Genomic DNA, 25,831 nt, shown 5'->3' on the forward strand with positions numbered 1-25,831 from the left:
CTATGTGATGGAGTCCGGCGAGATCACCATGACCGGCGAGGGCAAAACCTTGCTCAATGATCCCAAGGTCCGCGCCGCCTACCTGGGCGAGTGAGCCGGCGAGCGAGCCCATGAAAAAAGGCGGCCGAGGCCGCCTTTGCGCTTAGTCCAGTTTCGCGCCGGAGTCCTTGACGACCTTGCCGTACTTGGCCAGCTCGGTCTTGACGAAGGCGCCGAACTGCTCGGGCGTGCTCGGTGCCGGCTCGGCCATCAGCGTGGCCATGCGGCTCTTGAGCTCGGGCGAGTTCAGGGCTTCGACGAAGGCGGCGTTGAGCTTGGCCGTGACATCGGCCGGCAGCTTGGCCGGGCCGAACAGGCCGAACCAGGTGTTGATGTCGAACTTGCTCAGGCCCAGCGCGGCCGGGCTTTCGGCAATCGTCGCCAGCTCGGGCTGGGCCGAGGTGCGCTTGGCCGTGGTCACCGCCAGGGCCTTGAGCTTGCCCGACTTGATATTGGCCGAGGCGCTGGCCAGATTGTCGAAGTTCAGATCCACCTGACCCGACACCAGGGCCAGCTGGGCCGGGTTGCCGCCGGAGTAGGGGATGTGGGTCATGAAGATGCCGGCCTGGGCCTTGAACATCTCGCCGGACAGATGGCCGGCGCTGCCATTGCCGCCCGAGCCGTAGTTCAGCTTGCCGGGATTCTTCTTTGCATAGGCGACCAGATCGGCGACGCTGTTGATGCCGAGCTTCTGCGCGGCCTCGGCATTCATCACCAGCACATTGGGCACGCGCGCGACCAGGGTGATCGGCGTGAAGTCGCGGATCGGGTCATACGGAATCTTGGCGAACAGCCAGGGGTTGATCGCATGGGTGGCGACCGCGCCCATCACGATGGTGTGGCCGTCCGGCGCGGCCTTGGCCGCCATGTCGGCGCCCAGATTGCCGCCGGCACCGGCCTTGTTCTCGACGACGATGACGCCCAGCTTGTCCTTGGCCCGCTCGGCCAGGCTGCGGGCGACGATGTCCAGCGGGCCGCCCGGGGCATAGGGCACGATCAGGCGGATCGGCTTGTTGGCCTGGGCCAGTGCCGGGCCTGCCGACAGCAGGCTGAAAGAAGCGCCAAGACCCGCCAGCAGTATGCGGCGGGTCTTGGAAGAGAGAGTAAGGCGGGAGGTGGTAGTCATCCCGCTAGCCTAGCAGCAGCGCTCTCCAGGTAAACCCGGATCAGGCGCTAAGCGCACGCCCGCTGCCGCCAGAGTGCGGCAGAGTTCACGCCGGGCGGACCAGCTTGGCACGGGCCCAGGCATCGGCCACGCGGGCGGGCGTCGAGTCCTCGCGCTTGACGCGCTCCAGCAGCTCGGTGACCCGGTCGGCGATTCTGCCGACCTCGGCCATCACGGCCGCTTCCTCGCCCTCGCCGCGATACTCGCGGGCCACGCTGATGATGCCGCCGGCATTGACCAGGTAGTCGGGCAGATAGGTGATGCCGCGTGCCTGCAGCGCATCGCCATCGGCCGCGGTGGCGAGCTGGTTGTTGGCGGCGCCGGCGATCAGGCGGGCACGCAAGGTCGGGATCGACTGCGCGTTCAGCGCCGCGCCCAGCGCATTGGGCGCCAGCACGTCCGCATCGGCAGCCAGGATGTCCTGCACCGCCAGGGCCTGGGCACCGAAGCGCTCTTGCGCCCGGACCACCTTGGCCGCATCGATATCGGCCACCAGCAGCTTCGCGCCGGCCTGGTGCAGGAACTCGGCCAGATGCCAGCCCACGGCGCCCAGGCCTTGCAGCGCCACGCGCACGCCTTCCAATGACTCGCGGCCCAGCACCTGGCGGACGCCGGCGCGGATGGACACGAACACGCCCCAGGCCGTCTTCGGGCTCGGGTCGCCACCGAAGGCGCCTTCGCGCGGGATGCCGCTGACGAAGGAGGTCTGGCCCTGCATGCCGCGCATATCGGCGGTGGTGGTGCCGACGTCCTCGGCCGTGATGTAGGCACCGTCCAGTGACTGCACCGCGCGGCCGAAGGCGGCGAACAGCGCGGCGCGATCGAAGTCGCCGGCCGGCTTGATGATGACGGCCTTGCCGCCGCCGAAGGGCAGGTCGGCCAGCGCGTTCTTCAGGCTCATGCCCTGCGACAGGCGCAGGGCGTCGTTCAGTGCGGCCAGCTCGCTGTCATAGGTCCAGAGGCGGCAGCCGCCGAAGGCCGGGCCGCGGGCGGTGCTGTGCACGGCCAGGATGGCTTTCAGCCCGGTCTGCGCATCGGCGGCCAGCAGCACGCGTTCATGCGGGGCTTGCTCGGGCAGGCCGAACAGCGAGGTGGGGATGGAGGAGGCGCCGGCGTCGGTGGAGAGGGCGCGGGCGATGTCGGTGATGGCGTTCATGGATGCACTCGTGATGCGGGGGAGATACGCGTCGGCAGGGCGCCGACGCGGCGACGGCCAAGCTTGTGGCTTGGCCGGTGCACGAGTGTAGGGGGCTTTGAACGCCGATCGGCTGCCGCCTGGGCATCAGCCCATGCGGCGGCGGCATGAATCCACGCCTCAGGGCCCCTGGAAGCCGCCGGCCCGCAGCGTCACGACCAGGGTGTCGCGCCAGCCGTTCTCTGCCGCCGGCTGGATCGGCGTGGTCTCGTGGATCACACGCTCGTCGTCCAGCAGCAGCAGGGTCCAGGGCTGGGTCATCGTGAAGCGCTGGCCTTGCGGGCCCTGGGCTTCGAAGACGCGCGATTCGCCGCCCTTGATCTGCTGGCGCGCGACCAGGAAGACCGCGACCAGATCGACCCCGTCGCGATGCGCACCCTCGGGCGTCGGCCGGCCGATGCCGCTGGCGGTGTCGATGCGGAACTGATGGGCTTCGATGAACCAGGGCTGGGCGCCTTTCAGACCCGAAGCAATATCGGCCAATCCCAGCATCAGCCGGCCCCAGGCCGGCAGCGCCACGGCGGCCGGCGCCATCGGCTCGAACCAGCGCTCGATGCCGCCGTGCAGCGCGTTGTAGTCCAGCGGCTGCCAGTGGGCGCGATGCGGGGCCTGGGTCAAGGCCGGTCCGTCGGCGACGAAGCAGCTGTGGCGGCGGAAACGGTAGCTGCCGCCATCACGCAGATAGGCGTCCGGCGGCAGGTCATTCCAGAACGGACTCAGCAGGGCCAGGTCTTGCGCGTCGACGGCCAGGCTGCGCTGCACCGTCGCCGGCGAGATCACGGCATGGCCCAGCTCCTTGAGCTGAGCCTCGAAACGGTCAGCGGCAACGTAGGGCGGCTCGAACATCAGTGTTTATCTGCCTCGGAGGTGAAGGAATCGGCGTAGAACTCGTCCGCCGGCAGGCCGCATTGGGCCACGAAATCGCGCTGCGCGGCATCGACCATCACCGGCGCGCCGCAGGCATAGACCTGGTAGGCCGAGAGGTCCGGCAAATCGCTCATCACGACCTGGTGGACGAAGCCGGTGCGGCCGTTCCAGCCGTCCTCAGGGAGAGGCTCGGACAGCACCGGCACGTAGCTCAGATTCGGGATCTCGGCCGCGGCCCTCAAGGCCCAGTCATGCAGATAAAGATCGGCCTTGCTGCGGCAGCCCCAGTACAGCGTCGTCGGGCGGCTGAATCCGGAAGTACTGCCCAGATGCTGGATGCGCTCGATGATGGCCTTGATCGGCGCGAAGCCGGTGCCGCTGGCCAGCAGCACCATGGGCTTGTCCGAGTCCTCCCGCAGGAAGAAGCTGCCGAACGGGCCTTCCATGCGCAGGATGTCTTTCTCCTTCATCGTGCCGAACACATGGTCGGTGAATTTGCCGCCGGGCATGTGGCGGATGTGCAGTTCAATGAACCCCGGTGTGCTGTGCGGGGCATTGGCCATGCTGTAGCTGCGGCGTGCGCCGTCACGCAGGATGAACTCGACGTACTGGCCGGCATGGAACTGGAAGTTCTGCGTGGCCGGCAGCTGCAGCCGCACGACGGCCACATCGCCGGACGGCCGCTCCAGGCTCTGTACCCGGCTGGGCAGCTTCAGCACCGCGAACTCGCCGGCGCCGGGCACGGTGCGGGCTTCCAGCACGCAGTCGGTCTGCGGTGTCGCGCAGCAGGTCAGCACCATGCCGGCGGCCTCTTCGGCCTCGCTCAAGGTCTTGGGCTGGTGCGCGCCATGGATCACGCGGCCTTCCAGCAGCTTGCTCTTGCAGGAGCCGCAGGCACCGTCCTTGCAGCCATAGGGCAGGCCCACGCCCTGGCGGATCGCGGCGCCCAGCAGGGTTTCGTCGCGCTCGACGGCAAAGACGCGGCCGCTGGGTTGTACGGTGACCTGGAAATTCATGATGTGCAGTGGGCTCCGGCAAAAACACGGCCCGCCGCTCGCGTGCGCAGGGCGGGCCTTAAACTCGGGCGCCATTTTGCCTGAGCCCACGCGATGCCTTCTTGCCCCATGCCCGCCGCCACCCGTCTGCTGATCGTCGGCTGTGGCGATGTCGGCATGCGGGTGCTCAAACTGCTGCAGGGGCGCTGGCCGGTGCTGGCCCTGACTTCCAATCCCGAGCGCCGTGCCGAGCTGCGTGCCGCCGGCGCCAGGCCCTTGCTGGGCAATCTGGACGAGCCCGCCAGTCTGGGGCGTCTGGCCGGGCTGGCGGACCGGGTCTTGCATCTGGCACCGCCGCAGCCGCAGGGTCGCGACGATCTGCGCACCGCCGCGCTGCTGCAGGCCTTGGCGCGCGGCCGGCCGCCGGCCTCCCTCGTCTACGCCAGCACCAGCGGCGTCTACGGCGACTGCGGCGGCGCGCGCTTTGATGAGAGTCGGCCGGTGGCGCCCGGCACCGACCGGGCGCTGCGCCGCGTGGCGGCCGAGCGGCGGCTGCGCGTCTTCGGCGCCCAGTTCGGCAGCCACATCAGCCTGCTGCGCGTGCCCGGCATCTATGCGTCTGACCGCGAAGGCGGCCATCCGCGCGAGCGGCTGGCGCGCGGCAGCCCGGTGCTGCGGCGCGAGGAGGATGTCTACACCAACCACATCCATGCCGACGACCTGGCGCGCGCCTGCGTGGCGGCGCTGTTTCGCGGCCTGCCGCAGCGTGCCGTCCATGTCTGCGACAACAGCGAGCTGCTGATGGGGGACTACTTCGATCTGGCGGCCGATCTGTGCGGCATGGGCAGGCCGCCACGGGTCGCGCGGGCCGAGGCGGCCCGGCTGATGTCGCCTATGCAGCTGAGCTTCATGAGCGAATCACGCCGTCTCATCAACACCCGTCTGAAGACCGAGCTGCGGCTGAAGCTGCGCTACCCGCAGCCGGCGCAAGGCCTGCTGGCCTAGCGGCGATTGGCGGCGACTAGCGGCGCCGCGCGCCGCGCCAGTAGCGTATCAGCAGGTAGGCGCCCAGCATGCCGCCCAGATGGGCGAAGTGGGCGATGCCGCTGCCGCCGCCCAGGCCCATCAGCAGCTCCAGCGCGCCGAAGATCGCGACGAAGTACTTGGCCTTCATGGGGATAGGCGGGAACAGCGGCATGATGATGCGGTCCGGGAACAGCATGCCGAAGCTCAGCAGCAGGCCGAACAGCGCGCCCGAGGCGCCGACGGTGGGCGACATCGAGCCGATCAGCAGCGTGAAGATCAGCTGGGCCAGCGCGGCAGTCAGGATGCTGGCGGCCAGCATCTGGATATAGCGCTTGCTGCCCCAGACCCTCTCCAGCTCCGAGCCGAACATCCACAGGCCCAGCATATTGAAGAACAGATGCATCACATCGCCGTGCAGGAAGGCGTAGGTGACCGGCTGCCAGGGCAGGAAGCGCCCGGTCTGTAGGGGCCACAGCGCGAACAAGACCTCCAGCGACGGCGGCAGCAGCAGGAAGGCGCAGAACAGGCCCACACAGGCCAGCATGAAGGCTTTGGTAACCGGAGGCAGATGGGGCATGGTCGGGCGGGTGTCTCGGAAGTCGCTCTGACATTGCCGCGACGGGTCGGCGGCAGACGGGCGCTAGAGTGTATTCGCAGCGCAGCCGAGTCCCCGGGACCTCGCCGGCCGCTTGGCGACAGACGCAAAAAAGCCCCGGCTCGCGGGGCTTGTGCTTCAACGGCGGGCTCTGTGATCTGGTGCCCCAAGCCGGACTCGAACCGGCACACCTTGCGGCGGGGGATTTTGAGTCCCCTGCGTCTACCGATTCCGCCATCGGGGCAGATCTCGGAGCTCGCGCTGCTGAAGGCCGCAATTGTGCCACACAAATTGGCCGCCCTCCGGCAACGGCGCTGGTTGGCTGCCACAATCGCCGCCATGACTAGCAAGCATTACCCCAGCCTTGAAGATGTGATCGGCAACACCCCTCTGGTGCGCTTGCAGCGCCTGGGCGCCGAGATGGCCGCGCGCGGCAATGTGATCCTGGCCAAGCTGGAGGGCAACAACCCCGCCGGCTCGGTCAAGGACCGGCCTGCCATCAGCATGATCCGGCGCGCCGAGGAGCGTGGCGACATCAAACCCGGCGACACCCTGATCGAAGCGACCTCGGGCAATACCGGCATCGCGCTGGCGATGGCGGCGGCGATCCGCGGCTACCGCATGGTGCTGATCATGCCGGAGGACCTGTCGATCGAGCGCGCCCAGACGATGAAGGCCTTCGGTGCCGAGCTGATCCTGACACCGCGCTCGGGCGGCATGGAGTACGCCCGCGATCTGGCCGAGAAGATGCAGGCCGAGGGCAAGGGCCGGGTGCTGGACCAGTTCGCCAACGAGGACAATCCGCGCATCCACTACGAGACCACCGGCCCGGAGCTGTGGCGCGACACCGGCGGCGAGATCACGCACTTCGTCAGCGCGATGGGCACGACCGGCACCATCACCGGCACCTCGAAATTCCTGAAGGAACAGAACCCGGCGGTGCGCATCATCGGCGCCCAGCCGGCCGAGGGCTCGCGCATTCCGGGCATACGCAAATGGCCCGAGGCCTATCTGCCCAAGATCTACAAGCCCTCGGCCGTTGACGAGCTGGTGCTGGTCAGCCAGGCCGATGCCGAGGACATGGCCCGACGCATGGCGCGCGAGGAGGGCCTGTTTGCCGGCATCTCGGCGGCCGGTGCCTGCTGGGCCGCGCTGCAGCTGGCGCGCACGCTGGAGAACGCCACCATCGTCTTCGTGGTCTGCGACCGCGGCGACCGCTATCTGTCGACCGGGGTGTTTCCGGCCTGAGCCCGCCAAGGCCAGGGCCTAGAATCGGACCTCAAAGGAAGCTATTGCCATGGACGCCCACAAAGAACTCGACACCCGCGGCCTGAACTGCCCGCTGCCCATTCTGAAGGCCAAGAAGGCCCTGGCCGAGATGGAGAGCGGCCAGCTGCTGAAGGTCGTCGCCACCGACCCCGGCTCGATGCGCGACTTCCAGGCCTTTGCACGCCAGACCGGCAATGAGCTGGTCGAACAGTCCAGCCAGGCCGATGAATTCATCCATGTGCTGAAACGCCGCTGACGCGGGCGCCGCATGAAAGCAAAGGGCCACGCTAGCGTGGCCCTTTTGCCGAGCGAAGCTCGGACTCAGATGTCCAGGCTTTGCAGATACTGGCGAAAGCCCGGGCCCAATTCCGGATGGGCCAGCGCCAGCTCGACATTGGCCTGCAGAAAGCCTTCCTTGCTGCCGCAGTCGTAGCGTTTGCCGTCATAGCGATAGGCAAACACCTTCTCGCGGCGCAGCAGGCCGGCGATGCCATCGGTCAGCTGGATCTCGCCGCCGACGCCGCGTGGCTGGTTGGCGATCTCGTGGAACACGCCGGGCGTCAGGATGTAGCGGCCGGCCACGCCCAGGCGCGAGGGCGCGTCGGCGGGAGCGGGCTTCTCGACGATGCGGCTGACATCCATCAGCTTGTCGTTGACCTGGGTGCCGGCGACGATGCCATAGCGGCGCGTGTGTTCCTCGGGCACTTCCTGCACGGCCAGGATGGAGGCGCGCCACTCGGCATACTGCTCGACCATCTGGGCGAGCACCGGCCGACCCTGTTCCTCGCCCACCATCAGATCATCGGCCAGCAACACAGCAAAAGGCTCGTTGCCGACCAGGCGCTGTGCGCACAGCACCGCGTGGCCCAGACCCAGGGCCTGGGCCTGGCGGACATAGATGCACTCCATATCGTCGGGCTTGACGCTGCGCACCACCTCCAGAAGCTCGCGCTTACCCGCCTGTTCGAGGGCTACCTCGAGCTCGAAAGTCATGTCAAAGTGGTCTTCAATCGGGCGCTTGTGACGACCCGTGACAAAAATCATTTCCCGTACACCGGCGGCATAAGCCTCTTCAACGGCGTACTGGATGAGGGGCTTGTCCACCACCGGCAGCATTTCTTTGGGCTGCGCCTTGGTGGCGGGGAGGAACCGCGTTCCAAGACCTGCAACCGGGAAAATCGCTTTGGTCACCATCATTTCCGTACACTCTCCTATTGCTGGCGCGCATTGTGGCATGGGGCCTGGGTGTCAAATTTGGGATTGCAAGGGCCGCTAGTGTCATGAGTCTGCTGATCGTTGAGCCGCTGGAAGCCGAGGTCATGCAATGGCTGGCGGAGCGCCACGCCGTGATCTACGCGCCCGAGCTCGCGGCCGACATGCCGGGGCTGCGTGCCGCCCTGCACCAGGTGCAGGGGCTGGTGCTGCCGCCCCATGTGCCGCTGGATATCGCCTTGCTGCGCGCCGCGCCCAAGCTGCGCGTGGTCGGACGCATGAGCGCCGGGCTGGAAAATCTGGATACCGAGGCCTGCCGCAGCGCTGGCATCGAGGTGGTGCGCAGCATCACCGCGACCGCCAGCGCCGAGGCCGAGTTCGTCGTCGGCGCCTTGCTGGCCCTCTTGCGCCGGGTGCCGGTGCAGGCCAGCGACGGCATGCTGGTCGGCCGCGAGCTGGGTTGCGCCACGGTCGGCCTGATCGGCATGAGCCCGGCCACGCGCATGCTGGCCCAGCTGCTGCCGGCCTTCGGCACGCGGGTGATCGGCTACGACCCCAGCCTGCACCAGAGCGAGCCGCTATGGGCGCAATGGGGTATCGAGCCGCTGCCGCTGCGCGAGCTGATGGAGCGCAGCGACGCGGTCAGCGTGCAGCTGGCCTATTACCTGCGCTACCGCGGCCTGATCGGCGAGCGGGTACTGGGTTTTGCCAAGCCCGGCCAGGTGCTGGTCAGCCTGGCCCACTCGGGCATCTTCGACGAGCAGGCGCTGGCCCAGGCCATGGGCAGCGGCCGCATCCTGGCGGCCTGGTTCGACAGTATGGAGCCCGGCGTGCTGGAGCCGGGCCGGCCCCTGCATGGCCTGCCGAGCCTGCAGGTGACGCCGCGCCTGGCCAGCACGACGCGCGAGTCGCGCGTGCGCGCCGCCTGGGGGGTGGCACGCCGCATGGACGAGATGCTGGCCGTGCCGCCGCAAGCGACGGCGGAGTTCCGGCCTACTTACCCAGCCGATCTGCCTGAGCCCGAAGCCGCGCCACGGTGGCGGTAAATTCGGCGATGCGCTGACGCTCCTGCTCGACCACCGAAGCCGGTGCCCGTGCGACAAAGCTCTCGTTGCCCAGCTTGGCCTGGGCCTTGACGATCTCACCGTCCAGGCGGGCGATCTCCTTGGCCAGACGGGCGCGTTCGGCCTCGACATCGATCTCCACATGCAGGGCCAGGCGCGCCTCGCCATGCACCAGCACCGGTGAGTTCTGGCTGGCGGCGGCGAAGGCGGCCTCGTCCGCGACGATGCGCACCTCGCTGAACTTGGCCAGCACCTTCAGGAAGGGGGCGGCCTCGGCGATGAAGCCGGTGTCGCCACCAACCAGCAGGGGCACGCGCTCACCCGACAGATTCATCTCGCTGCGCAGGCTGCGGCAGGTGCCGACCACGGCCTTGAGCTTGTCGACCCAGGCGATGGCCACAGCATCGATGCGCTCGGGCTGGGCCACCGGGTAGGCGGCGGTGACCAGATAGTCGCTGGACTTGCGGCCGGCGATCGGTGCCACCGTCTGCCACAGCTCCTCGGTGATGAAGGGCGTGATCGGGTGCAGCAGGCGCAGGATGGTCTCGAGCGTGCGGATCAGGGTGCGGCGGGTGGCGCGCTGCTGGCTCTCGTCGCCACGGTCCTTGGCCTCCTGGATCTGCACCTTGGCGATCTCCAGATACCAGTCGCAGTACTCGTCCCAGACAAAGGAATAGATCGCGTTGGCGACGTTGTCGAGGCGGTACTCGGCAAAGCCCTGGGCCACGGCGGCCTCGACCTTCTGCAGCTCGCTGCTGATCCAGCGGTCGGCCTGGCTGAAGCTCATATAGCCGGGCGGGCACTGACCCTTCTCATGCGCGAGGCCGCAGTCCTGGCCTTCGCAGTTCATCAGCACGAAGCGGGTCGCATTCCACAGCTTGTTGCAGAAATTGCGGTAGCCCTCACAGCGCTTGCTGTCGAAGTTGACGCTGCGCCCCAGCGTGGCCATCGCCGCGAAGGTGAAGCGCAGCGCGTCGGCACCGTAGCCGGGGATGCCCTCGGGGAATTCCTTCTCGGTGGCCTTGCGCACCTTGGGCGCGTTCTCGGGCTTGCGCAGGCCCTGGCTGCGCTTGTCCAGCAGCGGGGCCAGTGCGATGCCGTCGATCAGGTCGACCGGATCCAGCACATTGCCTTCCGATTTGCTCATCTTCTTGCCCTGCGCATCGAGCACCAGGCCGTGGATGTAGACATGCTTGAACGGCACCTTGCCGGTGAAGTGCTTGGTCATCATGATCATCCGGGCGACCCAGAAGAAGATGATGTCGTAGCCGGTCACCAGCACGCTGCTGGGCAGGAACAGGTCCTGCTCCTGCGCGTTCAGCGTCGAGAAGGGCACCAGCGCGGACGAGTACCAGGTGTCCAGCACATCCTCATCGCGCTTGAGCGCGCCGGCGTAGCCGGCGGCCGTGGCCTTGGCGCGGGCCTCGTCCTCGCTGCGGGCGACGAAGATGCGGCCGTCGTCGGCATACCAGGCCGGAATCTGGTGGCCCCACCAGAGCTGGCGCGAGATGCACCAGTCCTGGATATTCTTCATCCACTGGTTGTAGGTGTTGACCCAGTTCTCGGGCACGAACTTGACCTCGCCCGAGGACACCGCCTCGATGGCCTGCTCGGCAATGCTCTTGCCGCCGGCGCCGGGCTTGCTCATCGCGACGAACCACTGGTCGGTCAGCATCGGCTCGATCACCTGGCCGGTGCGGGCGCAGCGCGGCACCATCAGCTTGTGCTTCTTGACCTCGACCAGCAGGCCTTCGGCCTCCAGCTGCGCGACGATCTTCTTGCGCGCGACAAAGCGGTCCAGGCCGCGATAGGCTTCGGGCGCCGTATCGTTCACGGTGGCCTGCAGCGTGAAGATGGTCAGCATCTCCAGCTGGTGGCGCAGGCCGACCTGGTAGTCGTTGGTGTCGTGCGCCGGCGTGACCTTGACCACGCCGGTGCCGAAGGCCTTGTCCACATAGTCGTCGGCGATCACCGGCACCAGGCGGCCGGTGATGGGCAGGCGCACCTGGCGGCCGATCAGATGGGTGTAGCGCTCGTCCTCGGGGTGCACCATCACGGCGGTGTCGCCCAGCATGGTTTCCGGCCGCGTGGTGGCCACCACCAGGCTCTCGTCGCTGCCCTCGATGGGGTAGCGGATATGCCAGAGCGAACCGTCCTCCTCCTCGCTCTCGACCTCCAGATCGGAGACGGCCGACTGCAGCACCGGATCCCAGCTGACCAGGCGCTTGCCGCGGTAGATCAGGCCTTCCTCGTGCAGGCGCACAAAGGTGTCGGTCACGACCTCGGAGAGCTTCTCGTCCATCGTGAAGTACTCGTGGGCCCAGGACACCGAGTCGCCCATGCGGCGCATCTGGCGCGTGATGGTGTCGCCCGATTCCTGCTTCCACTCCCAGACCTTGGCGACGAAGTTCTTGCGGCCCAGGTCATGGCGGCTCTGACCGCTGGCCTGCAGCTGGCGCTCGACGACGATCTGCGTCGCGATGCCAGCATGGTCGGTGCCGGGCACCCACAGCGTGTTGTGGCCCAGCATGCGGTGGTAGCGCGTCAACGAGTCCATGATGGTCTGGTTGAAGGCGTGGCCCATGTGCAGGGTGCCGGTCACATTGGGGGGGGGCAGCTGGATGCTGAAGGACTGGCGGCTCGAGTCCAGGGTCGGGGCATACAAGCCCTGGCCTTCCCACAGGGGACCCCAATGGGCTTCAAGAGCGGCGGGTTCGAAAGACTTGGCGAGTTCGGTCATGAGGGCGGCGCCCGCCATGGTCCTGGCCGGCACTGTGTTCTAAGGGGATGGGCCGCATTGTAGGTGGGCCGTCGATACAAAACGAAACCCAGCGATACCGCGCTGACAAGACCGCGACGCTCCGCAGGCCCAGCATCAGCACATCCTCAACCACCATGGAGAAGCCCATGAAGTTCTTTCAGAAACGCAGTCTCAAACGCGCGCTGCTGGCGCTGGCCGGTGTCGGCGTCCTGGGCTTTGGCGCGGCCGCCTGCAGCCACCATCGTGGCCATGACTTCAGCGACAGCGATCGCGCCGAGATGCGGGAGCGCCTGCTGTCGCGCGCCAGCAGCAAGCTCGATCTGGATGCCGCGCAGCGCCAGCGCCTGGATGCCTTGCTGGCCCAGCTGTCGGCCCAGCGTCAGGCCTTGGTCGGCCCGGCCGGCTCGCCGCGCCAGCAACTGCAGGCCCTGATGACCGGCCCAACCTTCGACCAGACGGCGGCCCGCCAACTGGTCGACAGCAAGACCGAGTTGCTGCGCCAGCAGAGCCCGGAATTGATCGCGGCGCTGGCCGCCTTCTACGACGGCCTGCGGCCCGAGCAGCAGGCCCAGCTGCGCGAGTTGATGAACCAGCGCCGCGGCTGGCGCGGCTGAGCGGGGGCGGCAATGAACTGGCAACCCTGGTATTTCGAGCTCCTGTACCGCTACAGCCGGCCCGACTGGCTCACCGACGAGGTGCAGCCGGAGCTGGAGGAGGCGGTCTGGGAGGGTGCGGTGCGCGGCCCGGCCGTGCTCGATGTCGGTTGCGGAGCGGGTGACAACAGCCTGTTCCTGGCCGAGCGCGGTTTCTCGGTCACGGCCATCGATGTGTCACCGGCCGCGATTGCGATGGCCCGGGCCAAGGCGCGCCGGGCCGGCCTCGATGTGCGCTTCATGGTGCTGGATGCGACCCGCCTCGGCGAGCTCGGCCAGCGCTTCGACACCGTGATCGATTTCGGCCTCTTCCACCACCTGGCCGAGGCCCAGCGTCGGCGCTATGTGGCGGCGCTGCAGCAGGTCTGTCATGCGCGCAGCCGCCTGCTGCTGCAATGCCAGGGCGGGCGGCCCAGCCGGCTGGGACCGCGCTTCATCGGCCCCGAGGATTTGCAGCAGGCCTTCGGCCACGACTGGCAGGTCGACTGGGTGCGTGCCTCGGCGGTGGCGACGCGCAGCGCCCCGCGCATCCCGGCCTGGCTGGCGGTGCTGCGGCCCCAGGCCGCACTGGTATGAAAGGGCACAAATGACCGGGCACAATCGGCCGCCACCATGCCCCATCTGCTGCTGATCGATGACGACGAGGCGCTGGCCGCGCCGCTGGCGCAATACCTGGCCCGCTTCGACTTCACGCTGGAGGCCGCCACCAGCCCCAGTGTGGCGCTGCGACGCCTGGCCGAGGCGCGTTTCGACGCGCTGATCCTCGACGGCATGCTGCCCGAGATGGATGGTTTCGAGCTGTGCCGACGCCTGCGCAGCGGCGGCCAGGCCTGGCAGGACATCCCGATCCTGATGCTGACCGCGCGGGGCGACCTGAGCGACCGGGTGGTCGGCCTGGAGTTGGGGGCCGACGACTATCTGCCCAAGCCTTTCGAGCCGCGCGAGCTGGCGGCGCGGCTGCAGACGATTCTGCGGCGCAGCCGGCCGGCGGCGAGCGGCCCGCTCTTGAGCTTCGAGGGCCTGCAGATTGACGCGCTGCGCCGCGAGGTGCGTCGCCAAGGCCAGTTGCTGGAGCTGACGGGTACCGAGTTCGAGCTCTTGCTGCTGCTGGCGCGCGAGCCCGGCCGCGTCTTCGGCCGCGACGAGATCCTCAACAAGCTGCGTGGCCAGGACGCCGAGCTCTACACCCGCGCGGTCGACATCCTGGTGAGCCGGCTGCGTCGCAAGCTCGAGCCGCTGGACGCCGTCAAGACGCTGCGCAATATGGGTTACAGCTTCGCGCTGGCCGCCGCATGAGGGGGCTGGGCCGGCGCCTGAAGCGCGCTCACGACTGGAAGCGGCGCGCCGCCCATTCGCTGGGCGCGCGCCTGGTGATGGTGTTCGTGCTGCTGGCCCTGGCCAGCGCCTTTGTCGTCTTCGGCGGGGTGCGGGCGATGCTGGGGCAGGGCTGGGAGGGCTGGCTGCAGCCGCTGACGGCCGACTATGTCGACCGGCTTGCGGCCGAGCTGGGCAGCCCGCCCTCGATAGCGCGGGCCCGCGCGCTGACCCAGCGCCTGCCGATCAGCATCGCGATCCGCGGCCCGCAGCTGAACTGGAGCTCGAACCAGGAACTCGGTGCTGCCGAGCCGGGTTTCGATCCCTGGCGCTCGCGGCCGGCCGCGATCTCGAAGCTGTTCACCCGCCACAGTGCCGACGGCCACGAGATCCGCATGGGTCTGGCGCCCAGTGCCCTGCTGAAGCATCCGGACCGCAAGGGCTGGTGGATGCTGGGCGCGCTGCTGCTGATGGTGGCGCTGGCCTATGCGGTGGTGCGCCGGCTGCTGCGGCCCCTGCAGGCAATCGGCGCCGGTGCCGAGGCCTTCGGCCGCGGTGAGTTCGAGCATCGCATCGCGGTGCGGCGCGAGGACGAGCTGGGCGATCTGGCGCGGCGTTTCAACACCATGGCCGGCCAGATCCAGCAGATGCTGGACGGCAAGCGGGCGCTGTTCCTGGCCATCAGCCACGAGCTGCGCAGCCCGCTGACGCGGGCTCGGCTGAATGCCGAGCTGATCGAGGAGGGGCCTGCGCGCGGCGCGCTGCTGCAGGACCTGGCCCTGATGCGCGATCTGATCACCGACCTGCTGGAGGCCGAGCGCCTGGGCTCCGGCCACCAGGCGCTGCAGCGCGAGCCCTGCGAACTCAATGGTCTGGTGCGGGAGCTGGTGGCCAGCCGTTTTGCCGGCGCTGCGCTGCGCCTGGAGCTGGACGAGGCGCTGCCGACGCTGCCGCTGGACCGGCTGCGGATGCAGCTGCTGCTGCGCAATCTGCTCGACAACGCGCTGCGCTACAGCGAGGCGGGCGATGAGGGCCAGGTCTTGCTGCGGACGCGGCGGTTCGGGGGTGGGGTGGAGCTGCTGGTGCGCGACCAGGGGCCCGGTGTGACCGAGGCTGAGCTGGCCCAGTTAGGCCAGCCCTTCTACCGCCCCGATGCGGCCCGCACCCGCGCCAGCGGCGGGGTTGGCCTCGGCCTGAGCCTGTGCAAGCTGATCGCCCAGGCCCATGGCGCGCCACTGACGCTGCGCAATGCCAGGCCGGGCCTGGAGGCCAGCCTGGTCTTGCCGCTTACATGAACAGGTGCTCGCCGGCGTTCTGGCTGCGCCGAAACGCCAGGGCGAGGCCAGCCATTACATGAACAGGTGTTCACCGGCGTTTTCTCCGCCGAGCACCACGTAGTTCACCTTGCGCAGATCGGCCAGGGTCTTGCCGCCGGAGTAGGACACCGAGCTCTGCACGTCTTCCAGCATCTCGCGCACCGTGTCGGCCAGCTTGCCCTTGACTGGCTCGAGGATGCGCTTGCCCTCGACATGCTTGTACTCGCCCTTGTTGAAGTCCGAGGCCGAGCCGTAGTACTCCTTGTAGAGCTTGCCGTCGACCTCGACCGTGTTGCCGGGCGACTCCTCGTGGCCGGCGAACAGCGAACCTATCATCACCATCGAGGCGCCGAAGCGCACGCTCTTGGCGATGTCGCCATGGTGGCGGATGCCGCCGTCGGCGACGATGGGTTTGGTCGCGACGCGGGCGCACCACTTCAGGGCCGAGAGCTGCCAGCCGCCGGTGCCGAAGCCGGTCTTCAGCCGCGTGATGCAGACCTTGCCGGGGCCAATGCCGACCTTGGTGGCATCGGCGCCCCAGTTCTCCAGATCGATCACGCCCTCGGGCGTGCCGACATTGCCGGCGATCACAAAAGCGCTGGGCAGCTTCTGCTTGATATAGGCAATCATGCGCTGCACGCTGTCGGCGTGGCCGTGGGCGATGTCTATCGTGATGTAGTCGGCACCGACGCCCTCGGCCGCCAGGCGGTCGATCACCGCATAGTCGGCCGGTTTGACGCCCGAGCTGAGCGAGACGAACAGGCCCTTGTCGCGCATGCGCTTGGCGTACTCGATATTGTCGAGATCGAAGCGGTGCATCACATAGAAGTAGCCGTTGGCGGCCAGCCATTCGGTGATGGTCTCGTCCACCACCGTCTTCATATTGGCCGGCACCACCGGCAGCTTGAAGCGGCGCGGGCCGAATTCCACCGAGGTGTCGCATTCGCTGCGGCTTTCCACGCGGCATTTGCGCGGCAGCAGCAGGATGTTGTCGTAGTCAAAGATTTCCATGGTCCAGGATCGCAAGTGTCGGGGTGCGTTCGTGCAGTGCACCACCTGGGCTGCGAGCGCTTGACTTGGGACCGGTTGCCATCGCGAGGCCATTCAGCGCGGAATGGTGCGAAGACAAAAAACCGGACACCAAAATTTGGGCCCGGTGACTGATTCTACGCAGGTTCTCCTGTTTGGGGCGGGGTAAGTCCTCTTTGCCCCGCGATGGGGCGGCTCGCTACACTTGCGCCCCCGCCAAGGAATTCATATGAGCGAAGCAGTCGTCATCAGCGGCACCGGCCTGTACCGGCCGCCGCACACCATCAGCAATGCCGAACTGGTCGAGGCTTTCAACCGCTATGCGGACCTGCAGAACGCCCAGCATGCCTCGGAAATTGCCGCCGGCACGCGGGCCGCGCTGACCCATTCCAGCGTCGAGTTCATCGAGAAGGCCTCGGGCATCAAGCAGCGCTATGTGATCGAGAAGTCCGGCGTGCTGGACCCGACCCGCATGTACCCGCGCTTCGAGGAGCGCCCCGACGACCAGCTCTCGCTGATGGCCGAGATCGCCGTCGATGCCGCCCGCCAGGCCATGGCGGCCGCCGGCAAAGAGGGCCACCAGATCGATGCGGTGCTGTGTGCCGCCGCCAATATGCAGCGAGCCTATCCGGCGATGGCCATCGAGATCCAGCAGGCCATCGGTGCCGGCGGCTACGGCTTCGACATGAATGTGGCCTGCTCCTCGGCCACCTTCGCGATCGAGCAGGCCGCCAATGCGGTGCGCGCCGGCACGGCCCGCTGCGTGCTGGTGGTCAACCCCGAGATCACCTCGGCCCATCTGGAATGGCGCGACCGCGACTGCCACTTCATCTTCGGCGATGTCTGCACCGCGGTGATTGTCGAGCGCGCCGACACCGCCACCTCGGCCGAGCAATGGGAGATTCTCGGGACCAAGCTGGCCACCCAGTTCTCCAGCAATATCCGCAACAACTTCGGTTTCCTGAACCGCAGCGAGGACAGCGATCCTCAGGCCCGCGACAAGACCTTCCAGCAGGAGGGTCGCAAGGTGTTCAAGGAGGTCGTGCCGCTGGCCGCCGCCCATATCGAGGGGCATCTGGCGGCGCTGGGCCATCAGCCCGCAGCGGTGCGCCGCTTCTGGCTGCACCAGGCCAATCTGGGCATGAACCAGCTGGTGATCAAGAAACTGGTCGGCCAGGACCTGGCCGGCGCAGGCTCGGATGTGGCGCCGCTGATACTCGATGAGTACGCCAACACGGCCTCGGCCGGCTCCATCATCGCCTTCCATGCGCACCGCACGGATCTCGCGCGTGGCGATGTCGGCGTGATCTGCTCCTTCGGGGCCGGCTATTCGATCGGCAGCGTGATCGTCAAGAAGCGCTGAGTCTGGGCCCTGGCGCTCATGCGCCCCTATCATCGCCCGCATGAACATCCTCATTCTTGGCGGTACCCAGTTCGTCGGGCGCGCACTGGCCGAGGCGGCGCTGGCCGCCGGCCATCGGCTCACGCTGTTCAATCGCGGCCGTAGCGGCACCGGGCTGTTCCCGGAGGCCGAGCACCTTCGTGGCGACCGCGGCGGCGACATCTCCGCGCTGGCCCGGGGCGAATGGGACGCGGTGATCGACAGCTGCGGCTACCTGCCGCGCGAGGTCGAGGCCACGGCTTCCTTGCTCAAGGGCAGGGTGGGGCGCTATCTCTATATCTCCAGCGTCTCGGCCTATGCCAGCTTTGCCCAGCCCAATGATGAGGGCTCGGCGCTCGGGCGCCTGGTCGATCCTGACACCGAGGTGGTCGATGGGGCGAGCTACGGTCCGCTGAAGGCCGCCTGCGAGATGCGCCTGCGCCAGCATTTCAACGAGCAGGCCCTGGTATTGCGCCCGGGACTGATCGTCGGGCCGCATGACCCGACCCAGCGCTTCAGCTACTGGCCGGCGCGCGTCGCCCAGGCCCGGGACGGCGAGCCGCTGCTGGTGCCGGGCCAGCCGGGCGATGCCTTGCAGTTCATCGATGCGCGGGATCTGGCTGCTTTTGCGCTGAGCCTGCTCGCGCAGGGCCGGGCCGGGACCTTCAATGCGGTGGCCGCGCCCGGGCAATGGACCCGGGGCGAGCTGATGGCAGCCTGCGCGGCGGCCGCCGGCGTCAAGCCCCGCTGGGTCTGGGCCGAGGATCAGCGCCTGCTGGATCTGGGCGTCAAGCCCTGGATCGAGCTGCCGCTGTGGCTGCCGCAGACCGGCGATCACATGAGCTTCATGGCATGCGACAACCGCGCTGCGCTGCGCGCCGGACTGACGATACGGCCGCTGGCCGAGACGGTGGCCGATACCCTGGCCTGGTGGCGCGCCTTGCCGGCCGAGGCCCAGGTCTTCAGTAAGGCCGGTGTGCGTCCTGATCGTGAGCAGGCGTTGTTGCACGCCCTGGCGTCGGCGGAAGGCTGAGCGGCGGCGGCATCAGCGCCGACGAGGCCGGCAGGCCCGGCTGAACCGGTATTTGGCCCGGGCTCAAGGGCTCCAGGCTTTTCAGGCCGGCGCCGCCGGCAAACTCCTCGAACACCCAGTCGCCGTCCTGCCACAGCAGGCCGCCGACCGGTGCGGGCTCCTTGACCGGCACGCCCTTGAGCGCCTCGGCCATCAGCTCAATCCAGGCCGGCAGCGCCAGGCCGCCGCCGCTTTCGCGCTCGCCCAGGCTGCGCGGCTGGTCATAGCCCATCCAGACCACGGCCGCCAGGCTGGGATGGAAGCCGGCGAACCAGGCGTCGACCGCGTCATTGGTGGTGCCGGTCTTGCCATAGACATCGCCGCGCCGTAGCTGGGCCGAGGCGCGGGCGGCCGTGCCGCTGCGCGTGACCTCCTGCAGCAGGCTGTTCATCACGAAGGCATTGCGCGCCGAGATCGCGCGGTTGTCCTCGCTGGCCGTCTCGGTGGGGGCCTCGAACAAGACCTGACCCTTGGCGTCGACGATGCGCGCGATCACCGTCGGTTTGAGCAAATGGCCGCCGTTGGCGAACACCGCATAGGCGCTGGCCATCTGCAGCGGCGTGGCCGCGCCCGAACCCAGGGCCAGGGTCAGGTTGTCGGGCTGCTTGTCGGCGTCCAGGCCGAAGCGGGCGGCCCAGGCCCGCGCGGTCGGCGGCGTGACTTGCTGCATCAGCCGTATCGTCACCATATTCTTCGAGCGTGCCAGCGCCTGGCGCACCGTCATCGGGCCATCGAACTGGTTGTCGGAGTTCTTCGGTTCCCAGTCGCCGATCGCGATCGGCGCATCCTCGACCAGGGTGGCCGGGCTGACGCCCTGTTCCAGCGCGGCCGAGTAGACCATGGGCTTGAAGGCCGAGCCCGGCTGGCGCCAGGCCTGGGTCGCATGGTTGAACTGGTTCTTCGCGAAGTCGAAGCCGCCGACCAGGGCCCGCACCCGGCCGGTGCCGGGCTCCAGCGCCACCAGTGCGCCCTCGGCCTCGGGTTGCTGGGTGATCTGCCACAGGCCCTTCGGTTCGGCCTTGCTCGGCGGGCCGCGCAGCACGCGGATGATGGAGCCGGGGCGCAGCTTCAGATTGGCCTTGGCCTTGGCGCCGAGGCCGGACTGGGCGCCGCGCAGCCCATCACCGCTGATCACGATGTCCTCGCCGCTTTGCAGGCTGGCCGAGACCTTGGCCGGCGCGATCGCGGTGATCACGGCGGCGCGTAGATCGTCCTGGTCGGGGTGTTCGGCCAGCGCCTCGGTGATGGCGGCGTCCCACAGCTCGGGCTTGTCGGGCAGCGCGACAAAGCCCTCGGGGCCGCGATAGGGCTTGCGCCGCTCGTAGTCCATCAGGCTGCGGCGCAGGCCGCGGTAGGCGGCGGCCTGTTCGTTCGACTCCAGCGTGGTGTAGACCGACAGGCCCAGCGTATAGGCCTCGTCGCCGTACTGCGCATGCACCTGCTGGCGCGCCATCTCGGCGACGAACTCGGCGTGCAGGCGCGGGTCGCTGGCCGAGCGGATGTGCAAGGTCTCGGCCTTGGCGGCATCGAGTTGGGCCTGGTCGATGACCCCGAGTTCCTCCATGCGATGCAGCACCACCTGCTGGCGGCTCTGGGCGCGGGCGAAGTTGTTGACCGGGTTGGCATAGATCGGATTCTTCGGCAGGCCGGCCAGCAGCGCGGTTTCGGCCAGCGACAACTCTTGCAGACTCTTGCCGAAATAGATGCGCGCGGCCGCCTCGAAACCATAGGCCCGCTGACCCAGATAGATCTGGTTCATATAGACCTCGAGGATCTTCTCCTTGCTCAGCGCCGACTCGATGCGCATCGTCAGCAGGGCCTCGATGAACTTGCGGCTGTAGGTCTTCTTCTTGGTCAGATAGAGATCGCGGGCCAGCTGCTGGGTGATCGTCGAGCCACCCTGGCTGCGCGGGTTGAACAGATTGCTGATGAAGGCCCGCGCGATGCCGCGGTAGGACAGGCCACCGTGCTCGTAGAAGTCCGGGTCCTCGATGGCCAGCAGCGCGTCCTGCATGGGCTTGGGGATCTGCTCCAGCGGCAGATAGCGGCGCCGCTCGGCGCCGAACTCGCCGATCTGCACGCCATCCGCCGTGTAGACGCGCAGCGGCTGCTTGGGCTGGTAGTCGAGCAGATTGCTGATGTCGGGCAGGTTCGGATAGACCAGGGCGGCGGCCATCGCCAGCAACAGGACCAGCAAGGCCAGGCCAGCGCCCGCGATCAGCAGAAGGCGGCGCCAGTGGCCCCGGAAAAACTCGGTGAGCAGACTCAACAATGCAGGCATCCGTCGCTTGGAGGAGCGGCGATTATCACCAGGGCCTGGTGTCGGCCCCGGGCCGGCCCTGATCCGGCTATCGGTTATCGTGCCGGCCATGCATGAGTTTTCCTTCTTCTGGCACGACTACGAGACCTTTGGTCGCGTGCCCCGCCGTGACCGCCCGGCCCAGTTCGCCGGCCTGCGCACCGATGCCGATCTCAATGAGATCGGCGAGCCGCTGATGCTGTACTGCCAGCCGGCGCCGGACTTTCTGCCCGACCCCGAGGCCTGTCTGCTGACCGGCATCCTGCCGCAGACCTGCGTCGAGCAAGGCCGACCCGAGCATGAGTTCGCTGCGGCGATCGAGGCCGAGCTGGCCGCACCGGGCACCGTGGGCGTGGGCTACAACACGATACGCTTTGACGACGAGGTGACCCGCCATCTGTTCTGGCGCAATCTGATCGACCCCTATGCCCGCGAGTGGCAGAACGGCTGCGGCCGCTGGGACCTGCTGGACGTGGTGCGCTGCGCCTATGCGCTGCGGCCCGAGGGCCTGCAATGGCCCACGCACGAGGACGGTCGGCCCTCGTTCAAGCTCGAGCACCTGACCGTCGCCAACGGCCTGGTACACGAGGCCGCGCACGATGCGCTCTCCGATGTGCGCGCCACCATCGCCTTGGCCCGGCTGGTCAAGACGGCCCAGCCCAAGCTCTTCGAGTTCTGCCTGAAGCTGCACAAAAAGGACGCGGTCTGGGCCGAGATCGGCATTGGCAAGCCCTTCCTGCACATCTCCGGCATGTATGGCCCCGAGCGCGGCTGCATCGCGCTGGTCTGGCCGCTGGCGCCGCATCCCAGCAACAAGAACGAGCTGATCGTCTGGGATCTGGCGGCCGACCCCGCCGAGCTGCTGACGCTGAACGCCGCGGCGATCCGCGAGCGCCTGTTCACCAAGCAGGATGAGCTGCCCGAGGGCGTGGCCCGGCTGCCGATCAAGACCATCCATGTCAACAAGTCGCCGGTCGTGATCGGCAATCTGAAGACCTTGTCGCCGGCCATGGCCCAGCGCTGGGGTCTGGACATGGCCCAGGGCCTGGCCCATGCCGAGCAGCTGGCCACACAGGGCCGGCTGCTGGACGGGCTGTGGGGCGAGGTTTTCGCCCGCCCGGCACCGGCAGGCACGCCCGATGTCGACGAAGACCTGTACGGCGGCTTCGTCGGCAACGAGGACCGGCGCCTGCTGCAGCGGCTGCGCGAGCTGAGCCCGGAGCGCCTGGCGGAGCGGGTGGCACAGGGCAAGACGATGTTTGCCGATGCGCGGCTGGACGAGCTGCTGTTCCGCTATCGCGCTCGCAACTTCCCGGCCAGCTTGGACGAGGCGGAGCGCGAGCGCTGGCAGGCCCATCGCGCGGCGCGCCTGCATGCGGGCGAGGGCGGCGGGCTGAGTCTGCAGGCCTTCTTCGAGCGGGTCGACCAGCTCAGCGAGGCGGCCGACGAGCGCGGCCAGGACATTCTGGGCGCGCTGTACGACTACGCGGAGCAGATCGCCCCGGAGGCTTGAATGAGGAGCGCGACATGGCGAAGACAGCTTGGATGGGGGCCCTGCTGATGGCCGCGGCCCCGCAGGCGCAGGCTCAGCCGGATCTGGTGCAGGCGCGTGCCCAGGTCTGGGCGGCCGAATGCGCGTTTGCGCGCAGCATGGCCCAGCGCGATCTGGCGGCCTTTGCCGGCCATCTGTCGGCTCAGGCGCTGTTCTTCAATGGTCCCGAGGTATTGCGCGGCAGCGCGGCCGTGCTGGCCGGCTGGACGGGCTTCTTCGACGCGCCGACGGCACCGTTCTCCTGGGCGCCCGACCAGGTCGAGGTACTGGCCGACGGCAGCTTGGCCTATTCGACCGGCCTGGTGCGCAACCCTCAGGGCGAGGCCATCGTGCGCTTCAACTCGGTCTGGCGCCAGGAGGCACCCGGCCAATGGCGGGTGGTGCTGGACAAGGGCTCGCCACTGAGCACGACCGACCGCGCCGCGGCCGGTGCTTCCTCGGCCGCCGGCTGCCCACCCTGAGGCTTTTGGACCGGCATTGGGGGCGCCGCGCCGAAATGCCTGGCGAATTTCCGCCAGTTCGGGGTTTCCGGCGGGGCGCAAACACGCTACACCTGCGATAGTTGTGGCGTGTGGTGCGCCCGGCGCCTAGGAGACCTCGATGCAAGACCCAGCAAATCCGCCCGTGGATGGCAGCTCCAACGATGTGATCGCCGCGCGCATGCGTGCGCTGCTGGTGCGCGCACCGATGGCTGTGGGCTTTGTGCAGGGGCCGCGTTTCGAGGTGGTCAGCGAGTATTTCAACCATTTGTTCGGCCATGGCGACGAGACCGATCTGAGCGGCCAGGCCACCCGTTCGGTCCATGTCTCGGACGGCGCTCACAGCGGCGTCTTCGAGCGCATGGCGCAGGCCTTCGCGGCCGGGCGGCCGCTGGACGAGGAGATCGAGTACGTGCGCCAGGACGGCTCGCGCTTCTGGGGCCGCTTGCAGGCAACGCCGGTGCACTGGGATGTGCCGGGCGGCGAGGCGCTGTGGGTGATCGACGACGTGACGGCCGCGCGCCAGCTGCGCATGCAGCCGACCTGGACCGCCAAGCATGACGCGCTGACCGAACTGGCGAACCGGCGCGAGTTCGAGCGTCGGCTGGCCGAGCATGTCGGCAGCCGCCGCCATGAGCCCGTCTCGGTGTTGTGGATCGATGTCGACAAGTTCCAGGAGGTACTGACCAGCATGGGCAGCGAGGTGGCCGACCATTTCCTCTACGGTCTGGGCCAGATGCTGGTGACCAAGGTGCGCGCCTCCGACCTGGTGGCGCGGCTGGAGACCGACCATTTCGCGGTGCTGCTGCCCGATTGCGACCAGCACTACGCCCAGATCGTGGCCGAGAAGATCCGCTCGGCGATCGCCGCTTACCGGCTGCGCTGGGGCCTGCACCGCACCCGCGTCAAGGCTTGCGTCGGCGTGGTGCAGCTGCAGCCCAATCTGGAATCGGTCGAGTCGGTGATCGGCGCCGCCACGCTGGCCTGCGCCGAGGCCAAGGCCTCGGGCGGCGACAGCGTGCGGGTGTTTGTCTCGAACGGCGGCTTCGAGGAACTGGCGGGCTGATCCCTGTGGGGGCGGCGGCCCGCCTGCGGCCGCTTACATCCAGTTCACGCCGTAGTAGTCATAGACCTGGCGGCCGTATTCATCCGTGTACTCCGGGGCGTCGGACTGCGCATAGCGGGGCGCGCGCTCGAGTTGGTCCTTCTGCAGAGGGACGACATAGCCGTCCAGCGCGGTGTCGTACTTCAGCAGACTCCAGGGCAGAGGGTAGCGATCGGTGCCCATGCCCATAAAGCCGCCGAACTCCAGCGAGGCATAGCGGACCATGCCGGAGCGCTTGTCTATCATCAGGTCGTCGATCGAACCGAGCTTGTCGCCATTGGGGTTGTAGACGGCCGTGCCCTCGACCTTGTCCGATGAAATCACGGGATTGCTGCTGATGCTCATCATGAGCCTCCTTGCTGTTGGCGGCCATCGACACCATGTCTTGCGGCCGGAGAGCCGACTATTGATCGGCAGGCGGCAGGCCACCATCGGCGCTGCGCCAACGGCAAGGTAGGACCGGGCCTACGGCCCGCGCTTGTTGCAGCTGCTTACCGTGCTCGCAAGCGCATACAAGGCCGGAAACAAGCTTTACCTGGTTTCACAGTCGGCATGTCGGCGGGCGCGTCTCGTGGCTCGTTGGGTGGTGGCGGCGGCATCCAGTTCGGATCCTTGCCTGTCATCAGAGGAGTCCATGCTCATGAAGAACAGAAACACGGTGATTGCGAGTCTCGGTCTGGTCGGCCTGCTGTGCGCTGGCGCTGCTGCGGCGCGGGAGCCGGACGTGCGCTGGTCGGTCACGATCGGAAGCCAGGGTCATGCGCCGGTCTACGTCCAGCCCCGCCCGATCTATGTCGAGCCGGTCTACCCCTCGCGCCACTATCACTCGCGCCACTATCAGGAGCCGACGCGCTGGGATCGCGATGGTGACGGCATCCCCAACCGCCGCGACCGGCTCTACAACCCGGCCTGGGATCGTGATGGCGATGGCATTCCCAATCGCTATGACCGCCATGACCGCTATGACGGTCGACGCGGCGACTGGAGGCGCTGAATCAGCGGGGCTGCCCTGTGGCAAGTTTCATCAACGCTTAAGACGCGCTTAATAAAGCCTTCGCATCATGCGACACCGTTGAACCGAAGATGGCGACGGACCTGACACAGCGCCTGCGGCGCGATTTCTGGAGTCGAGATGCAAGAAGCAACAGGTATTCAAATCCTGGTCGCGCCGGCGCGGCTGCGGCTGGCGCAACAACTGACCCTGCTGGCGCTGGTGGCCTTGTGCAATCCCTACACGCTGTTTGGTCGTGATGACGGGCAGTACTGGGCGGCGGCCTTCGTGCTGCCGCTGGCACTGGCGGCGACTTACCGCGGCCTGCATGCGCTGGCAGCCGCCGCCGGGCTGGGTCGGCGCCCGGCCATGCCCTTCATGCCGCTGAGCGCGATGCTACTGCTGCTGTCACTGCTGATTCAGTGGGTGGATGTCTAAGCCTGCTGCCTGAG

25 protein-coding genes, 1 tRNA gene and 1 pseudogene are annotated in these 25,831 nt (G+C 67.9%); 16 read left to right on the forward strand and 11 right to left on the reverse strand.

Annotated features, from left to right (window positions below):
• Positions 1 to 94, forward strand: a pseudogene (locus tag ABGI63_RS23585) (ABC transporter ATP-binding protein); the annotation flags it as partial.
• Between the two features lie 48 nt (positions 95 to 142).
• Here ABGI63_RS23585 and ABGI63_RS23590 read toward each other — a convergent pair.
• The 4 genes from ABGI63_RS23590 to ABGI63_RS23605 form a co-directional block, all read right to left on the reverse strand.
• Positions 143 to 1,165 (reverse strand): Bug family tripartite tricarboxylate transporter substrate binding protein, encoded by a 1,023-nt coding sequence (locus ABGI63_RS23590; protein ID WP_349745013.1) that lies wholly within the window; start codon positions 1,163 to 1,165, stop codon positions 143 to 145.
• Between the two features lie 85 nt (positions 1,166 to 1,250).
• On the reverse strand, positions 1,251 to 2,360 hold the full coding sequence (locus ABGI63_RS23595) for a Leu/Phe/Val dehydrogenase (RefSeq protein WP_349745014.1): 1,110 nt from the start codon (positions 2,358 to 2,360) through the stop codon (positions 1,251 to 1,253).
• Positions 2,361 to 2,519: 159 nt separating this feature from the next.
• The gene (locus ABGI63_RS23600) at positions 2,520 to 3,245 is read right to left on the reverse strand and encodes a 2OG-Fe dioxygenase family protein (RefSeq protein WP_349745016.1); all 726 of its coding nucleotides are present in this window, start codon (positions 3,243 to 3,245) and stop codon (positions 2,520 to 2,522) included.
• Entirely contained in the window at positions 3,245 to 4,282 is a 1,038-nt protein-coding gene (locus ABGI63_RS23605; RefSeq protein ID WP_349745017.1) for a CDP-6-deoxy-delta-3,4-glucoseen reductase, read from the reverse strand. Before ABGI63_RS23605 ends, ABGI63_RS23600 begins: the two co-directional genes overlap by 1 nt.
• A gap of 108 nt (positions 4,283 to 4,390) precedes the next feature.
• Here ABGI63_RS23605 and ABGI63_RS23610 point away from each other — a divergent pair, with 108 nt between their 5' ends.
• Positions 4,391 to 5,266: an NAD-dependent epimerase/dehydratase family protein gene (locus ABGI63_RS23610; protein ID WP_349745018.1), complete on the forward strand. Its 876-nt coding sequence runs from the start codon at positions 4,391 to 4,393 to the stop codon at positions 5,264 to 5,266.
• A 16-nt stretch (positions 5,267 to 5,282) separates the two neighbouring features.
• Here ABGI63_RS23610 and ABGI63_RS23615 read toward each other — a convergent pair whose 3' ends face one another.
• Positions 5,283 to 5,864, reverse strand: a complete 582-nt coding sequence (locus tag ABGI63_RS23615) for a rhomboid family intramembrane serine protease (protein WP_349745019.1) — start codon at positions 5,862 to 5,864, stop codon at positions 5,283 to 5,285.
• A gap of 177 nt (positions 5,865 to 6,041) precedes the next feature.
• Positions 6,042 to 6,126: transfer RNA gene (locus ABGI63_RS23620), tRNA-Leu, on the reverse strand.
• Between the two features lie 95 nt (positions 6,127 to 6,221).
• Here ABGI63_RS23620 and cysM point away from each other — a divergent pair.
• Positions 6,222 to 7,130, forward strand: coding sequence for a cysteine synthase CysM (cysM, locus tag ABGI63_RS23625; RefSeq protein ID WP_349745020.1), 909 nt, complete (start codon positions 6,222 to 6,224; stop codon positions 7,128 to 7,130).
• 49 nt (positions 7,131 to 7,179) lie between these two features.
• The gene (locus ABGI63_RS23630) at positions 7,180 to 7,407 is read left to right on the forward strand and encodes a sulfurtransferase TusA family protein (RefSeq protein ID WP_137945555.1); all 228 of its coding nucleotides are present in this window, start codon (positions 7,180 to 7,182) and stop codon (positions 7,405 to 7,407) included.
• A gap of 65 nt (positions 7,408 to 7,472) precedes the next feature.
• On the opposite strand, the gene galU is transcribed toward ABGI63_RS23630, so the two are convergent.
• Positions 7,473 to 8,348 (reverse strand): UTP--glucose-1-phosphate uridylyltransferase GalU, encoded by an 876-nt coding sequence (galU, locus tag ABGI63_RS23635; RefSeq protein WP_349745021.1) that lies wholly within the window; start codon positions 8,346 to 8,348, stop codon positions 7,473 to 7,475.
• Positions 8,349 to 8,431: 83 nt separating this feature from the next.
• Here galU and ABGI63_RS23640 point away from each other — a divergent pair, with 83 nt between their 5' ends.
• Entirely contained in the window at positions 8,432 to 9,409 is a 978-nt protein-coding gene (locus ABGI63_RS23640) for an NAD(P)-dependent oxidoreductase (RefSeq protein WP_349745022.1), read from the forward strand.
• On the opposite strand, the gene ABGI63_RS23645 is transcribed toward ABGI63_RS23640, so the two are convergent.
• Positions 9,357 to 12,167, reverse strand: coding sequence for a valine--tRNA ligase (locus tag ABGI63_RS23645; RefSeq protein ID WP_349745023.1), 2,811 nt, complete (start codon positions 12,165 to 12,167; stop codon positions 9,357 to 9,359). The two genes, ABGI63_RS23640 and ABGI63_RS23645, sit on opposite strands and share 53 nt — an antisense overlap.
• 167 nt (positions 12,168 to 12,334) lie before the next feature.
• Between ABGI63_RS23645 and ABGI63_RS23650 the strand changes: the two genes are divergently transcribed.
• Genes ABGI63_RS23650 through ABGI63_RS23665 form a run of 4 tightly spaced genes read left to right on the forward strand, consistent with a single transcriptional unit; the run spans position 12,335 to position 15,450 of the window.
• Positions 12,335 to 12,802, forward strand: coding sequence for a Spy/CpxP family protein refolding chaperone (locus tag ABGI63_RS23650; protein ID WP_349745024.1), 468 nt, complete (start codon positions 12,335 to 12,337; stop codon positions 12,800 to 12,802).
• A gap of 12 nt (positions 12,803 to 12,814) precedes the next feature.
• A complete protein-coding gene (locus ABGI63_RS23655; protein ID WP_349745025.1) occupies positions 12,815 to 13,417 on the forward strand; it encodes a class I SAM-dependent methyltransferase in 603 nt (200 codons plus the stop codon).
• 36 nt (positions 13,418 to 13,453) lie between these two features.
• Positions 13,454 to 14,137: a response regulator transcription factor gene (locus ABGI63_RS23660; RefSeq protein WP_349745026.1), complete on the forward strand. Its 684-nt coding sequence runs from the start codon at positions 13,454 to 13,456 to the stop codon at positions 14,135 to 14,137.
• Entirely contained in the window at positions 14,134 to 15,450 is a 1,317-nt protein-coding gene (locus tag ABGI63_RS23665) for a sensor histidine kinase (RefSeq protein WP_349745028.1), read from the forward strand. The genes ABGI63_RS23660 and ABGI63_RS23665 overlap by 4 nt, the downstream gene beginning before the upstream one ends.
• A 54-nt stretch (positions 15,451 to 15,504) precedes the next feature.
• Here the strand turns inward: ABGI63_RS23665 and ABGI63_RS23670 are convergent, their stop codons facing one another.
• Entirely contained in the window at positions 15,505 to 16,482 is a 978-nt protein-coding gene (locus ABGI63_RS23670) for a GMP reductase (RefSeq protein WP_349745029.1), read from the reverse strand.
• A gap of 247 nt (positions 16,483 to 16,729) precedes the next feature.
• Here ABGI63_RS23670 and ABGI63_RS23675 point away from each other — a divergent pair, with 247 nt between their 5' ends.
• A complete protein-coding gene (locus ABGI63_RS23675) occupies positions 16,730 to 17,863 on the forward strand; it encodes a beta-ketoacyl-ACP synthase III (protein ID WP_349745030.1) in 1,134 nt (377 codons plus the stop codon).
• A 40-nt stretch (positions 17,864 to 17,903) separates the two neighbouring features.
• Positions 17,904 to 18,914: an NAD-dependent epimerase/dehydratase family protein gene (locus ABGI63_RS23680; protein WP_349745031.1), complete on the forward strand. Its 1,011-nt coding sequence runs from the start codon at positions 17,904 to 17,906 to the stop codon at positions 18,912 to 18,914.
• On the opposite strand, the gene ABGI63_RS23685 is transcribed toward ABGI63_RS23680, so the two are convergent.
• Positions 18,844 to 21,234 (reverse strand): penicillin-binding protein 1A, encoded by a 2,391-nt coding sequence (locus ABGI63_RS23685; RefSeq protein WP_432767465.1) that lies wholly within the window; start codon positions 21,232 to 21,234, stop codon positions 18,844 to 18,846. The two genes, ABGI63_RS23680 and ABGI63_RS23685, sit on opposite strands and share 71 nt — an antisense overlap.
• A gap of 88 nt (positions 21,235 to 21,322) precedes the next feature.
• Between ABGI63_RS23685 and sbcB the strand changes: the two genes are divergently transcribed.
• The 3 genes from sbcB (at position 21,323) to ABGI63_RS23700 (ending at position 24,349) form a co-directional block, all read left to right on the forward strand.
• On the forward strand, positions 21,323 to 22,765 hold the full coding sequence (sbcB, locus tag ABGI63_RS23690) for an exodeoxyribonuclease I (protein ID WP_349745033.1): 1,443 nt from the start codon (positions 21,323 to 21,325) through the stop codon (positions 22,763 to 22,765).
• Between the two features lie 14 nt (positions 22,766 to 22,779).
• A complete protein-coding gene (locus ABGI63_RS23695) occupies positions 22,780 to 23,265 on the forward strand; it encodes a YybH family protein (RefSeq protein WP_349745035.1) in 486 nt (161 codons plus the stop codon).
• Positions 23,266 to 23,404: 139 nt separating this feature from the next.
• Complete coding sequence (locus ABGI63_RS23700) at positions 23,405 to 24,349, forward strand: GGDEF domain-containing protein (RefSeq protein WP_349745036.1); 945 nt, start codon at positions 23,405 to 23,407, stop codon at positions 24,347 to 24,349.
• A gap of 33 nt (positions 24,350 to 24,382) precedes the next feature.
• Here the strand turns inward: ABGI63_RS23700 and ABGI63_RS23705 are convergent, their stop codons facing one another.
• Positions 24,383 to 24,733, reverse strand: a complete 351-nt coding sequence (locus ABGI63_RS23705; protein WP_349745037.1) for a PRC-barrel domain-containing protein — start codon at positions 24,731 to 24,733, stop codon at positions 24,383 to 24,385.
• A 295-nt stretch (positions 24,734 to 25,028) separates the two neighbouring features.
• Between ABGI63_RS23705 and ABGI63_RS23710 the strand changes: the two genes are divergently transcribed.
• Together ABGI63_RS23710 and ABGI63_RS23715 are read left to right on the forward strand one after the other, a co-directional pair.
• Positions 25,029 to 25,382, forward strand: a complete 354-nt coding sequence (locus tag ABGI63_RS23710; RefSeq protein WP_349745038.1) for a hypothetical protein — start codon at positions 25,029 to 25,031, stop codon at positions 25,380 to 25,382.
• A 138-nt stretch (positions 25,383 to 25,520) separates the two neighbouring features.
• Positions 25,521 to 25,817, forward strand: a complete 297-nt coding sequence (locus ABGI63_RS23715; protein ID WP_349745039.1) for a hypothetical protein — start codon at positions 25,521 to 25,523, stop codon at positions 25,815 to 25,817.
• The last annotated feature ends 14 nt before the right edge of the window (positions 25,818 to 25,831 follow it).

It is taken from the genome of Roseateles cavernae (assembly GCF_040187885.1).
GTDB lineage: Bacteria > Pseudomonadota > Gammaproteobacteria > Burkholderiales > Burkholderiaceae_C > Roseateles_E > Roseateles_E cavernae.